The sequence below is a fragment of the Pseudomonas sp. S3_B11 genome (assembly GCF_054667715.1).
In genome coordinates, this window is sequence record NZ_CP162749.1 from 6572124 (window position 1) to 6585716 (window position 13593).

Consider the following 13593-nt stretch of genomic DNA (forward strand, 5'->3'; position numbering starts at 1 on the left):
TCATCGAGGGAAGGTTTTTACTATGGCAAGGCACTGTGCCATTAGTGTTTTTGTCGGGTCTTTTCCTTGGGGTTCTGCTTCAATGACCATTGTCGACCCTTCAAGAAGACGAGTTCTGCCATGGAAATCTCAGGAAGTACCGCGTTCTATGCCGGTCTGAGCACGATTCAGACAGGGCAGAACCGTGTCGATCAGGCTTCCAGCCAGATCGCCAACAATACGATCGAGCGTTCGGTCACCAGCCAGTCGTCCGAAGTCCAGGTCGATCGCCTGCGTTCGGTGGATCGTAGCCAGCAGTCGGACCTGGCCAGCAACATGGTCGAACTGTCCCAAGGGAAGTTCCAGGTGCAACTGGGCGTGAACGTGGCCAAGGCATCCGATGAAATGCTCGGTACGTTGATCGATACCTTTGCCTGATCCTTCTCTTCAGATTTACGAAAACGCCGCGATTATTCGCGGCGTTCTTGTCTCTAACGTCTTATTGCTCAACTAATCTTTTCCTATGCGCATCGCGGATTCTTCAGCGCGATGGATTTTCCGTGTCCGACATTTTTCTCAGGCTGATGACGAACGGCAAAAGATCGGCGCTTGACAAGATTTGGGCGTAAACGTATGTTTCAAACAACTGTTTGACCGCTACAACAAATCCACGCGGTCGTTCATTCCCGGTTACATCAGCAGAGGTTTATCGCTATGCCTGACTACAAGGCCCCCTTGCGTGATATTCGCTTCGTTCGTGACGAACTGCTTGGCTACGAAGCGCATTATCAGAGCCTTCCGGCTTGCCAGGACGCAACTCCGGACATGGTTGACGCCATTCTCGAAGAAGGCGCCAAGTTTTGTGAGCAGGTACTGGCTCCGCTGAACCGCGTGGGCGACATCGAAGGCTGCACCTGGAGCGAGTCCGGCGTGAAGACCCCGACTGGTTTCAAGGAAGCCTACAAGCAATTCGTCGAAGGCGGCTGGCCAAGCCTGGCCCACGACGTCGAGCACGGTGGTCAAGGCCTGCCGGAATCCCTGGGCCTGGCGGTCAGCGAGATGGTCGGTGAAGCCAACTGGTCGTGGGGCATGTACCCGGGCCTGTCCCATGGCGCGATGAACACGATTTCCGAGCACGGTACGCCCGAACAGCAAGAGGCTTACCTGACCAAGCTGGTTTCCGGCGAATGGACCGGCACCATGTGCCTGACCGAACCACACTGCGGCACCGACCTGGGCATGCTGCGCACCAAGGCCGAGCCTCAGGCCGACGGTTCCTACAAGGTTTCCGGTACGAAGATCTTCATTTCGGCCGGTGAACACGACATGGCCGATAACATCGTCCATATCGTGCTGGCGCGCCTGCCGGACGCACCGGCTGGCACCAAGGGCATTTCGCTGTTCATCGTTCCCAAGTTCCTGCCTAACGCCGACGGCTCCATCGGCCAGCGTAACGCGGTGAGCTGCGGTTCCCTGGAACACAAGATGGGCATCCACGGCAACGCCACCTGCGTGATGAACTTCGACGCGGCCACCGGTTACCTGATCGGCCCGGCGAACAAAGGCCTGAACTGCATGTTCACCTTCATGAACACCGCACGCCTGGGCACCGCGCTGCAAGGCCTGGCCCACGCCGAGATCGGCTTCCAGGGCGGCCTGAAATATGCCCGCGATCGCTTGCAAATGCGTTCCCTGACTGGCCCGAAAGCGCCAGACAAGGCCGCTGACCCGATCATCGTCCACCCTGACGTGCGTCGCATGCTGCTGACCATGAAGGCTTTCGCCGAGGGTAACCGGGCGATGGTCTACTTCACCGCCAAGCAGGTCGACATCGTCAAGTACGGCGTGGATGAAGAAGAGAAGAAAAAGGCCGATGCGCTGCTGGCGTTCATGACGCCGATCGCCAAGGCGTTCATGACCGAAGTTGGCTTCGAATCGGCCAACCACGGCGTGCAGATCTATGGCGGCCACGGCTTCATCGCCGAGTGGGGCATGGAGCAGAACGTTCGCGACAGCCGTATCTCGATGCTGTACGAAGGCACCACCGGCATCCAGGCCCTCGACCTGCTGGGCCGTAAAGTGCTGATGACCCAGGGCGAGGCACTCAAGGGCTTCACCAAGATCGTCCACAAGTTCTGCCAGGGCAACGAAGGCAACGAAGCGGTCAAGGAGTTCGTAGAGCCCCTGGCTGCGCTGAACAAGGAATGGGGCGAGCTGACCATGAAGGTCGGTATGGCGGCCATGAAGGATCGCGAAGAAGTCGGCGCAGCGTCGGTGGACTACCTGATGTACTCCGGTTACGCCTGCCTGGCCTATTTCTGGGCCGACATGGCGCGCCTGGCGGCGGAAAAACTTGCAGCCGGCACCACTGAAGAAGCCTTCTACACCGCCAAGCTGCAGACCGCGCGCTTCTACTTCCAGCGCATCCTGCCGCGTACTCGTACCCACGTGGCAACCATGCTGTCGGGCGCCAACAACCTGATGGACATGAAGGAAGAGGACTTCGCGCTGGGCTACTAAGCCTCACGCGGTTCTTCCAAAAGCCGCTGCTCCTTCGGGAGCAGCGGCTTTTTCATGTCCGCCGCAAATCTGTATCCACCGCAGGCCCTTGTGGGAGCGAGCTTGCTCGCGATGGCGTTTGTTCAGTCCGCACCGTCATGGCTGACACACCGCTATCGCGAGCAAGCTCGCTCCCACAGGGATCAATTGTGATTCTGAAACAATATTCATCCAACTCGACCCTAAGAAAACCGCCCCCTCTGCCGTTACAGCGATGGCAGTGTGACACCTGTCACATCTCGCGTGCCTTACTGCTCCAGTTGCAGGCACAATGCCATCTTTGATCAGCCGGGTTGGAGCTTTACCCTTGCCGCGTTCTTCCGCTGTACGTTTGAGCCATTTCCTACCGTCATTGCTGCTGTTGCTGGCGGGGCTTGCGGCTGCCTACGTCAAGGATCTCAATGTTTTCTTCACCTCGCTGTTCAACGTTCTCCCGACCCTGGTGTTATTGCTGGGCGGGGCGTATTGCGCGGTCTACCGACGTCAACGTGAGCTGTTTCTGATGGTCACGGTGTACATCGCCTACTTCCTCTTGGACACCCAGACTGACTTCTACCGCGATAACGGCAAGGTGCGTGAAGACGCGGCGGTGGTGTTCCATCTCGTTTGCCTGTTGCTGCCGCTGTTGTTCGGGCTGTTCGCCGCGTGGCAGGAGCGTACCCACTTGTTCCAAGACATGGTGGCCCGGTTCGCGGTGTTGCTGGTCTTTGGCAGCGTGGCGCTGGCCCTGGAGCAGAGTTTCCCCCAGGCCTTGCTGTTGTGGCTCTCGGAGATCCGCTGGCCGGCGTTGCACGGCGCCTGGATGAGCTTGATCCAATTGTCTTACCCGATGTTCGCCGCCGCGTTCCTGCTGCTGGCCTGGCAATACTGGCGTAACCCCCGGCCACTGCATGCTGCGCAATTGGTGGGGGTGCTGGGGTTGTTCTGGATGTTGCCGAAAACCTTCATCCTGCCGTTCACCCTGAACATCATGTGCAGCCAGGTGATGTTGATGATCGCCGCGGCGGTCGCCCATGAGGCCTATCAAATGGCCTTCCGTGACGAACTCACCGGCCTGCCGGGCCGGCGGGCGCTGAACGAACGCATGCAGCGCCTGGGGCGCAACTATGTGCTGGCGATGAGCGATGTGGACCACTTCAAGAAATTCAACGACACCCACGGCCACGATGTGGGTGACCAGGTGCTGCGCCTGGTCGCCAGCAAATTGTCGAAGATCGGCGGTGGCGGCAGGGCGTATCGCTACGGCGGTGAGGAGTTTGCCCTGGTGTTCGCCGGCAAGACCATCGACGAGTGCATGCCCCACCTGGAAGTCATCCGCCAGTCCATCGAGACGTACGCCATCCAGCTGCGCAATCCCGACAGCCGTCCCCAGGACGACCAACAAGGCCGTCAGCGTCGTTCTGGTGCCGGTGCGTCCAGCGTCTCGGTGACAGTCAGCATCGGCGTCGCGGAACGCCTTGAGCAGCGCACGCCTGAAGAAGTGCTCAAGTCCGCCGACCAGGCGCTCTATAACGCCAAGGGCGCGGGACGTAACTGTGTGATTGCCTTCGGGCAGAACCGCCGCGGTGCGGTGCGCATGGAGACTGCCGCGGGTTGAGTGATGACGGCGCATTCAGCGTCTGGACTGTGATTGTGGGCCTCGGTGGCCGGCAGTAGGTTGCAACGATCTGCTACCGGAGAAAACCACCATGCCCGAGTACAAAGCCCCGCTGCGCGACATGCGCTTTCTGATCGATCACGTCTTCGATTTCCATGGTCGCTATGCCGAGCTGGGCGCCAGCGATGCCAGCCCGGACATGGTCAGCGCGATCCTCGAGGAAGGCGCCAGGTTCTGCGAGAACGTTCTGGCGCCGCTCAATCGCTCCGGTGACGAAGAGGGTTGCCATTTCGACAACGGCGTAGTCACCACGCCGACAGGCTTCAAGCAGGCTTTCGCACAGTACGTGGAGGGCGGCTGGCATGGGCTGGCGGCGGACCCGGCGTATGGTGGCCAGGGCTTGCCCAGCTCCCTGGGCCTGGTCATCAGCGAGATGATCGGCTCCAGCAACACCTCCTGGGGAATGTACCCAGGCCTGACTCACGGCGCCATGTCGGCGATCCATGCCCACGGCACGTCGGAACAGAAACAGACCTACCTGAGCAAACTCACCGCCGGCCAGTGGACCGGCACCATGTGCCTGACCGAAGCCCACTGCGGCACCGACCTGGGCATCATCAAGACCCGCGCCGTGCCCCAGGCCGACGGCAGCTATGCGATCTCCGGCAGCAAGATCTTCATTTCCGCCGGCGAACACGACATGAGCGATAACATCATCCATCTGGTGCTGGCCAAGTTGCCGGACGCTCCCGCCGGGACCAAGGGCATCTCGCTGTTTATCGTGCCCAAGTTCCTGCCCGACGCCACGGGTGAGGCCGGGCCGCGCAATGGCGTGTCCTGTGGCTCGATCGAGCACAAGATGGGTATCAAGGCCTCGGCCACTTGCGTGCTGAACTTCGATGGGGCCAAGGGGTTCCTGATCGGCGAGCCGAACAAGGGCCTCAATTGCATGTTCACCATGATGAACCACGCCCGGCTCGGCACCGGCATGCAGGGCCTGTGCCTGGGCGAGGCGAGCTTCCAGGGCGCCATCAAGTACGCCAACGACCGTTTGCAGATGCGCGCGCTGACCGGCCCCAAGGCGCCGGAAAAGGTCGCCGACCCGATCATCGTCCATCCCGATGTGCGCAGGATGTTGCTGACCATGAAAGCCTTCAACGAAGGCAACCGGGCGCTGACGTATTTCACCGCGCAATTGCTCGATACCGCGCACCTGAGTGCGGACGAAACCGCCCGCCAGGAGGCCGAGGACCTGCTGGCGTTCCTCACCCCGATCTGCAAGGCCTTCATGACCGACACCGGGCTGGAGGTGACCAACCACGGCATGCAAGTGTTTGGCGGTCACGGCTTTATTCGTGAGTGGGGCATGGAGCAGTTGGTGCGAGATTGCCGCATTGCGCCGATCTACGAGGGCACCAATGGCATCCAGGCCCTGGATCTGCTGGGGCGCAAGGTTCTGGGCAGCCAGGGCAAGCTATTGCGTGGTTTTACCCGGATCGTCCATAAATTCTGCGCCGCGAATGCCGGGCATCCGCAGTTCAAGGATTACGTCGAGCAACTCAATGGGCTCAACCAGCAATGGGGCGAACTGACCACCCGGGTCGGCATGGCTGCCATGAAGAATCCCGATGAAGTGGGGGCCGCCTCCGTGGATTACCTGATGTACAGCGGCTACATCATCCTGGCCTACCTGTGGTTGCGGATGGCCTTGGTTGCCCAGGCGCAAGTCGACAGCGGCCAGGGTGATGGGGATTTCTGCCGGGGTAAATTGGCGACGTGTGAGTTTTACTTCAAGCGCCTGCTGCCGCGCACGACCGCCCATCGGGCTGCCGTCGAGGCCGGGAGTGATTGCCTGATGAAGCTGCCGGCGGAGTTGTTTGCGCTTTGATTTAGAGGAAATGCCAACAGATCGCAGTCTTCGCCAGCTCCTACATGGAAATGCGCATTCCCTGTAGGAGCTGGCGAAGCCTGCGATCTTTCCTGGTGACTAAAAATAACAAAACGGTCATGGGTTGACCCTATGTGTCGCAAAAGTTGTTGAGGTACACTCAGGTCATTGCGAAAACCGTCTTTTACGAACCAACTGTTTAGATCCTGCGAGGTTTGCCATGGCTGACTACAAAGCGCCCCTGCGCGATATGCGCTTCGTCCTCAATGAAGTGTTCGAGGTCGCGAAACTCTGGGCCCAATTGCCGGCGCTGGCCGACACCGTGGATGCCGAAACGGTCGAAGCGATCCTTGAAGAAGCCGGCAAAGTCACTAGCAAAAGCATCGCGCCCCTCAGCCGCGCCGCTGACGAAGAAGGTTGCCACTGGGCCGCCGGCGCCGTCACCACGCCGGCAGGTTTCCCACAGGCCTACAAGACTTACGCTGAAGGCGGTTGGGTCGGTGTCGGCGGTGACCCGGTGTACGGCGGCATGGGCATGCCCAAGGCCGTTTCGGCCCAGGTCGAGGAAATGGTCAACTCCGCCAGCTTGTCCTTCGGCTTGTACCCGATGCTGACCGCTGGCGCCTGCCTGTCGATCAATGCCCATGCCAGCGAAGAACTGAAAGCGGCGTACCTGCCGAACATGTACGCCGGCGTCTGGGCCGGTTCCATGTGCCTGACCGAGCCTCATGCCGGTACGGACCTGGGGATCATCCGCACCAAGGCCGAACCCCAGGCCGACGGTTCCTATAAGGTCAGCGGTACGAAAATTTTCATCACTGGCGGTGAACACGATCTCACCGAGAACATCATTCACCTGGTGCTGGCGAAACTGCCGGACGCGCCGGCAGGCCCCAAGGGCATCTCGTTGTTCCTGGTGCCCAAGTTCATGGTCAATGCCGACGGCAGCCTGGGCGCGCGCAACGCGGCCAACTGCGGCTCTATCGAACACAAGATGGGCATCCAGGCATCCGCCACCTGCGTGATGAACTTCGACGAAGCCGTAGGTTATCTGGTAGGCGAGCCGAACAAGGGCCTGGCGGCCATGTTCACCATGATGAACTACGAACGTCTGGGCGTCGGTATCCAAGGCCTGGCCTCCGGTGAGCGTTCCTACCAGAATGCCATCGAATATGCCCGTGACCGGCTGCAAAGCCGTTCGCCAACCGGTGCGCAGAACAAGGACAAGGTCGCTGACCCGATCATCGTCCACCCCGACGTGCGCCGGATGCTGCTGACCATGAAGGCCTCGAACGAGGGTGGCCGGGCATTTTCCACCTACGTGGCGATGCAATTGGACACCGCCAAGTTCAGCGAAGACCCAGTCACGCGCAAGCGCGCCGAAGACCTGGTGGCGTTGCTGACACCGGTGGCGAAGGCCTTCCTGACCGACCTGGGCCTGGAAACCACAGTCCATGGTCAACAGGTGTTCGGCGGCCACGGGTACATTCGTGAATGGGGCCAGGAGCAACTGGTGCGCGATGTGCGTATCACCCAGATCTACGAAGGTACCAACGGTATCCAGGCGCTGGACTTGGTGGGGCGCAAGATCGTCGGCAGCGGCGGTGCGTTCTACAAGTTGTTTGCCGATGAAATCCGTCACTTCACTGCCACCGCGAACAGCGATCTGGCGGAGTTCATCAAGCCGTTGAACAGCGCTGTCGACACGCTGGACGAGTTGACCGACTGGCTGTTGGACCGGGCGAAAAGCAACCCGAACGAAATCGGCGCGGCGTCGGTGGAGTACCTCCAGGCGTTTGGCTACACCGCGTATGCGTACATGTGGGCTCTGATGGCCAGGGCGGCCTTGGGCAAAGAAAGCCAGGATGATTTCTACGCGAGCAAACTGGGTACGGCGCGGTTCTATTTCGCCCGCCTGCTGCCGCGTATTCATTCCTTGAGCGCTTCGGTCAAGGCGGGCAGCGAGTCGCTGTTCCTGCTGGAAGCCGGCCAGTTCTGAAATCATGACGATGTGTAAGCATTATCTTACACATCGTGCTGGCGTTTTCCCTCTATCGGCGGATTGGATCCAGGGATAATCTAGCTTCCATGGATGTAGCGCAGGACGCGCAAAGTAACAACATGGACACGTAGGATTCTGCCAGGACGGCAGAGTGAAATGGATGTCAGGGAAACAGTCTGCAAAGCCCCGCTTCGGCGGGGTTTTCTTTTGCCTGCGTTTTTTGTTCCTGGCAGGCGCCCACCATCGGGGCTGCTTCTGGTTGCGTTTCACTGAACCCTGGCGAGCGGCCTGGGGTCAATGAGCTATATGGCAATTTGGCCATCGTCGATCAGGGAGTCATCCATGGATTTCATTCGCATCATCATCGCCATCCTGCTGCCGCCACTGGGGGTGTTCATGCAGGTCGGCTTCGGCGGGGCTTTCTGGCTGAATATCCTGCTGACGTTGTTGGGTTATATCCCTGGCATCGTGCATGCGGTGTATATCATCGCCAAGCGCTGAATTCATCGGTTATAGACCCCCTGTGGGAGCGAGCTTGTTCCCACAGTTTTTTGCCTAAAGGTCGCTATCCATCACCTTGCGATAGAACAACCACTCATGCTCCAGCGCATGGGCCTGGTTCGCGGCCTTGCGAAAACCGTGGCGTTCATCGGGGTAGTAGTGCGCCTCGACCGCCACGCCGTTGGCTTGTAAAGCGTTGACCATGTCGCGGGTTTGCTGCGGCACGACCACGGCGTCCAGTTCACCCTGGAAAAAGATCACCGGCACGCGAATGTTCCCGGCGTGCAGCAGCGGGGTACGGGCGCGGTAACGCTCGACGTCTTGTTGCGGATCGCCAATCAACCAGTCCAGGTAATCACCTTCGAACTTGTGCGTAGCACGGGCCAGGGCGACAGGATCGCTCACGCCATAGAGGCTGGCGCCGGCGCGGAATACATCATGGAATGCCAGGGCGCAGAGCGTCGTGTAGCCACCGGCACTGCCGCCTCGAATGAACGCACGTCGGCCATCGGCCAAGCCTTGTTCGTCCAGATACGCGACCACCGCGCAGGCGTCCTCGACATCCACCACGCCCCAATTCAAATGCAACGCCTGCCGATAGGCCCGGCCATAGCCGCTGCTGCCGCGGTAGTTGAGATCGGCGACGGCAAAGCCACGCTGGGTCCAATACTGGATACGCGGGTCGAACAGGGGATAACAGGCCGAGGTGGGGCCGCCGTGAATGAACACCACCAATGGTGGCTTTGCGGGTGCGTTCATGGCCGGGTAGAAGAACCCGTGGGCCTCGCCTGACGCGGACGGATAGCGCAGGGTGCGAGGACGGCTGATCTGTTCGACGGGCAATGGCGTGACGCCGCCGGCCAGCACGGCCACTTCGTGGCTATGCCGCTCAATGGCAATGACCGCCGATGGCCGGGTCGGCGAGGCTGCAACGGCGTAGATGAACCGTTCATCCAGCGCCAGGCTGCGAAAGCGGGTGTAGGGGCCGGTGAAGTCTTCATCGACATCGTCACCGTGGCATAGACCCAGGCGCCCGAAACCTGCTTCGGTCCAACTGGCCAGGTACGTGTGTTCGCCCAGCGGCAGCCAGGTGCAGCCAGCCAGTTGCCACGGCGCTGGGGCGTGATCGGCTTGGGCGGCAGGCAGCGGTTCCAGGCCCTGGGCCGATTCCCTCCAAGGCTGCCAATAACCGCCGCGATCAGTCAGGCAATAAAGACGACTGGCCGCATCGAAGCGCGGTTGCTGGATGGACTCCTCTTCACCGTTGCCCGCGACACAGCGCGGCGCACCCCACCCCGTAGCGTTGCGCTCAGCCAGCATCAAGCGCGTTGCGGTCCAGGGTTGATGCGGACGGCTCCACTCGATCCAGGCGAGCCGTTGACCGTCCGGGCTCAGGGTCGGTGAAGCATAGAAATCTGCACCTTCGGCCAGCAGATGCCGCTGATGATCCGCCAAGCCGATCGAAACCAGCCGATGCTGGTTGGCCTGTTCTTCCACCGCCAATACCTGGCCGTCGGCGAAGCCTAGATCCCCATAACGGCAGTCACCCGAGGTCAGCGCCACGGGGTGTTCGTCGTTCAGGGATTGGTGGTACAGCTGCTGGTCGGCCTCATTGACGAACAGCACACCGTCGTGGCTCAGGCAGAATGATCCACCGCCGTATTCATAGACCCGGCTGCGCGCGCTGAACCCGTCCGGTGTCAGGCAGCGGGGTATGGCGTCTTGCCAATGCCAGATCCGGCAGGCGCCGTCTGCGGGGCGGTATTCATTCCAGAACAGGCCCAACGGCCCGAGCTGCAGTTCGGCGAAGTCGGTGCCGGCGGCGACGGCCTGGGCGGCGCTGAAAGGCTCAGCCTTTGGCGATGAGGCGCGAGTTTCGTTCATTGCGAAAGGCCAATTGTTCAATGGTTTGCGTAGCGTGCTCAGCGTCTTCCCGCGCCTTGAGAATCACACCGTGATGTTCGGACTTGCTGCACACCGGGTCGGCGTTGCTGGCGTCGCCTGTGAGCATGAACGCCTGGCAGCGGCAGCCGCCGAAGTCCTTCTCCTTTTCATCGCAGGAACGGCACGGTTCGCGCATCCAGACATAACCGCGGAAGCGGTTGAAGCCGAACGAGTCGTACCAGATGTGCTGCATGCTGTGGTCGCGCACGTTGGGAAATTGCACCGGCAGCTGGCGGGCACCGTGACAGGGCAATGCCGTGCCGTCCGGCGTGACGGTGAGGAAAATGCTGCCCCAGCCATTCATGCAGCCCTTGGGGCGTTCTTCGTAGTAGTCCGGCGTGACGAAGATCAGCTTGCACGGGTTGCCTTGCGCTTCCAGCTTGGCGCGGTATTCGTTGGTGACACGCTCGGCGCGTACCAGTTGCTCCCGGGTGGGCAGCAGGCCGACGCGGTTGAGCTGCGCCCAGCCGTAGAACTGGCACGTGGCGAGTTCGACGAAGTCGGCTTCCAGGGCGATGCACAGCTCGATGATGCGATCGATCTTGTCGATGTTGTGCCGATGGGTCACGAAGTTCAGCACCATCGGATAGCCGTGGGCCTTCACCGCCCGGGCCATTTCCAGTTTTTGCGCGAAGGCTTTCTTCGAGCCGGCCAAGAGGTTGTTCACCTGCTCGTCGCTGGCCTGGAAGCTGATCTGGATATGGTCGAGGCCGGCCTTCTTGAAGTCGCTGATTTTCTGCTCGGTCAAGCCGATGCCGGAGGTGATCAGATTGGTGTAGAAACCCAGCTTGCGCGCCTCGCCGATCAGCTCGGCCAGGTCCTGGCGCACCAGCGGCTCGCCGCCGGAAAAACCCAATTGCGCGGCGCCCATCTCGCGGGCTTCGCGAAAGACCTTGAACCACTGCTCGGTGCTCAGCTCCTGGCCTTGCTCGGCGAAGTCCAGCGGGTTGGAGCAATAGGGGCATTGCAGCGGGCAGCGATAGGTCAGCTCCGCCAGCAACCACAGCGGCAAGCCGACCTCAGGCTTGGGCGGCAGACCGGTGGTGTCAGGCAAGTTCGATCCAATGCTGTGCACGGGCGACCTCCATGAATTGCTCGATATCGTCACCGAGTTCCGGCACGTCGGGAAACTGCTTCGCCAACTCGCCGATGATGGCCGCGACATCCCGTTCACCGTCGATCAGGCCACCGATCAGCGAAGCGCTGTCGTTCAGCTTGATCATGCCTTCAGGATAGAGCAGCACGTGGCCTTTCTGGGCCGGTTCGTACTGGAAGCGATAGCCGGGGCGCCAGCGCGGGGTTTTGCTGCGATCGAAACTCATAAGGTGATCCCTTTGTGCCACACCCGTTGCCCGGTCACGCTGTGGTAGGGCGGGCGGTTCAATTCGTAGGCCATGCTCATGGCATCGAGCATGCTCCAGAGGATGTCCAGTTTGAACTGGAGAATCTCCAACATGCGCTCCTGACCTGCGCGAGTGGTGTAGTGCTGCAAGGTGATCGCCAGGCCATGTTCCACATCACGCCGGGCCTGGCCCAGGCGGGTGCGGAAGTATTCATAGCCGGTCGGGTCGATCCATGGGTAATGCTGGGGCCAACTGTCCAGGCGCGACTGGTGGATCTGCGGGGCGAACAGTTCGGTCAACGAGCTGCTGGCGGCTTCTTGCCAGCAGGCCCGGCGGGCGAAGTTGACGTAGGCATCCACCGCAAAACGCACTCCGGGCAGCACCAGCTCCTGGGAGCGCAGTTGATCGGGGTCCAGGCCCACCGCCTGGCCCAGCCGCAACCAGGCTTCGATGCCGCCGTCTTCGCCGGGAGCGCCGTCGTGGTCGAGCAGGCGCTGGATCCACTCGCGGCGGATTTCCCGGTCCGGGCAGTTGGCCAGGATCGCGGCATCCTTGAGCGGGATATTCACCTGGTAGTAAAAACGGTTCGCGACCCAGCCCTGGATCTGCTCGCGAGTCGCGCGGCCTTCATACATCGCCACGTGATAAGGGTGATGGATGTGGTAATACGCGCCCTTGGCACGCAGGGCGGCTTCGAACTCGGCGGGGGACAGGGGGGTGTCAGTCATTTTGGTTCTCCGGGAAATGCCCGTGGGTTCTGTGGCGTCAGGGCTGGCCCCATCGTTGGATCGCCGCCCGGAGCAAGCTCGCTCCCACAATCGTTCCGCCCTCCTTACAACTCAATACTCATTCCGTCGTAAGACACTTCAATCTTTCGACGTACAAGCTCTGCCCGCTCGGGCGAATCTTCGTCCAGGATCGGGTTGGTGTTGTTGATATGGATAAGGACCTTGCGCGGCCCAGGCACTTGTTCCAGTACTTCCAGCATACCGCCGGGGCCATTCTGGGCCAGGTGGCCCATTTCCCGGCCAGTGCGGGTGCCGACGCCACGGCGCTGCATTTCATCGTCGTCCCACATCGTACCGTCCACCAACAGGCAATCGCTGCCGGCCATGATCTCCAACAACGACTCGTCGACCTTGCCCAGGCCCGGGGCATAGAACAGCTTGCCGCCCGTGCGCAGGTCTTCGACGATCAGCCCGATGTTGTCGCCCGGATGCGGGTCGAAGCGATGCGGTGAATAGGGCGGTGCGGCGCTGCGCAGGGGCAGCGGGGTGAAGCGCAGGTTCGGGCAGGCGGCGATGGTGAAGCTCTGGTCGAGTTCGATGCGATTCCAGCTCAACCCGCCGTTCCAGTGGGTCAGCATGTTGAACAGCGGAAAGCCCGTGCTCAGGTCTTCATGGACCATGTCGGTGCACCAGACTTGATGTGGGCAACCTTCACGCAGGCTGAGCAGGCCGGTGGTGTGGTCGATCTGGCTGTCCATCAGGATGATCGCGCCAATGCCCGTGTCGCGCAGGGCCCGGCCCGGCTGCATCGGGGCGAAGGCCTGGAGCTGGGCGCGAATGTCCGGGGAGGCGTTGCACAGCACCCAGTTCACACCGTCATCGGACAGGGCGATGGACGATTGGGTGCGCGCCTGGGCCCGCAGGCTGCCGTCGCGAAAACCTGCGCAATTGGCGCAGTTGCAGTTCCACTGGGGGAAACCGCCACCGGCGGCAGAACCTAGAATCTGGACGAACATGGCTGCTCCATCTGCAAACCGAAATAAAAACGCCTC

At 61.0% G+C, this 13593-nt stretch carries 11 protein-coding genes; 6 read left to right on the top strand and 5 right to left on the bottom strand.

Annotated features, from left to right (window positions below):
- Positions 1 to 120: 120 nt before the first annotated feature.
- The 6 genes from AB4O22_RS29450 (at position 121) to AB4O22_RS29475 (ending at position 8526) form a co-directional block, all read left to right on the top strand.
- Positions 121 to 417 carry a pyrroloquinoline quinone biosynthesis protein PqqE gene (locus AB4O22_RS29450; protein ID WP_214509874.1) on the top strand — a complete coding sequence of 99 codons (297 nt, stop codon included), beginning with the start codon at positions 121 to 123 and terminating at the stop codon, positions 415 to 417.
- 276 nt (positions 418 to 693) lie between these two features.
- Complete coding sequence (locus AB4O22_RS29455) at positions 694 to 2499, top strand: phenylacyl-CoA dehydrogenase (protein WP_003206230.1); 1806 nt, start codon at positions 694 to 696, stop codon at positions 2497 to 2499.
- A 346-nt stretch (positions 2500 to 2845) separates the two neighbouring features.
- Positions 2846 to 4135: a GGDEF domain-containing protein gene (locus tag AB4O22_RS29460; protein ID WP_003206228.1), complete on the top strand. Its 1290-nt coding sequence runs from the start codon at positions 2846 to 2848 to the stop codon at positions 4133 to 4135.
- 91 nt (positions 4136 to 4226) lie between these two features.
- Positions 4227 to 6023: an acyl-CoA dehydrogenase C-terminal domain-containing protein gene (locus tag AB4O22_RS29465; RefSeq protein WP_223471408.1), complete on the top strand. Its 1797-nt coding sequence runs from the start codon at positions 4227 to 4229 to the stop codon at positions 6021 to 6023.
- A 220-nt stretch (positions 6024 to 6243) separates the two neighbouring features.
- Positions 6244 to 8022: an acyl-CoA dehydrogenase C-terminal domain-containing protein gene (locus AB4O22_RS29470; RefSeq protein ID WP_003206225.1), complete on the top strand. Its 1779-nt coding sequence runs from the start codon at positions 6244 to 6246 to the stop codon at positions 8020 to 8022.
- 345 nt (positions 8023 to 8367) lie between these two features.
- Positions 8368 to 8526 carry a YqaE/Pmp3 family membrane protein gene (locus AB4O22_RS29475; RefSeq protein WP_460095664.1) on the top strand — a complete coding sequence of 53 codons (159 nt, stop codon included), beginning with the start codon at positions 8368 to 8370 and terminating at the stop codon, positions 8524 to 8526.
- A gap of 54 nt (positions 8527 to 8580) precedes the next feature.
- Here AB4O22_RS29475 and AB4O22_RS29480 read toward each other — a convergent pair whose 3' ends face one another.
- The 5 genes from AB4O22_RS29480 to pqqB form a co-directional block, all read right to left on the bottom strand.
- Complete coding sequence (locus AB4O22_RS29480) at positions 8581 to 10410, bottom strand: alpha/beta hydrolase family protein (RefSeq protein WP_460095666.1); 1830 nt, start codon at positions 10408 to 10410, stop codon at positions 8581 to 8583.
- Positions 10376 to 11506: a pyrroloquinoline quinone biosynthesis protein PqqE gene (gene pqqE / locus AB4O22_RS29485; protein WP_460097768.1), complete on the bottom strand. Its 1131-nt coding sequence runs from the start codon at positions 11504 to 11506 to the stop codon at positions 10376 to 10378. The genes AB4O22_RS29480 and pqqE overlap by 35 nt, the downstream gene beginning before the upstream one ends.
- 10 nt (positions 11507 to 11516) lie before the next feature.
- Positions 11517 to 11792, bottom strand: a complete 276-nt coding sequence (gene pqqD / locus AB4O22_RS29490; RefSeq protein WP_204127318.1) for a pyrroloquinoline quinone biosynthesis peptide chaperone PqqD — start codon at positions 11790 to 11792, stop codon at positions 11517 to 11519.
- Positions 11789 to 12541 carry a pyrroloquinoline-quinone synthase PqqC gene (gene pqqC / locus AB4O22_RS29495; RefSeq protein ID WP_014340538.1) on the bottom strand — a complete coding sequence of 251 codons (753 nt, stop codon included), beginning with the start codon at positions 12539 to 12541 and terminating at the stop codon, positions 11789 to 11791. The genes pqqD and pqqC overlap by 4 nt, the downstream gene beginning before the upstream one ends.
- A 104-nt stretch (positions 12542 to 12645) precedes the next feature.
- Complete coding sequence (pqqB, locus tag AB4O22_RS29500; RefSeq protein ID WP_003206215.1) at positions 12646 to 13557, bottom strand: pyrroloquinoline quinone biosynthesis protein PqqB; 912 nt, start codon at positions 13555 to 13557, stop codon at positions 12646 to 12648.
- Positions 13558 to 13593: the final 36 nt, after the last annotated feature.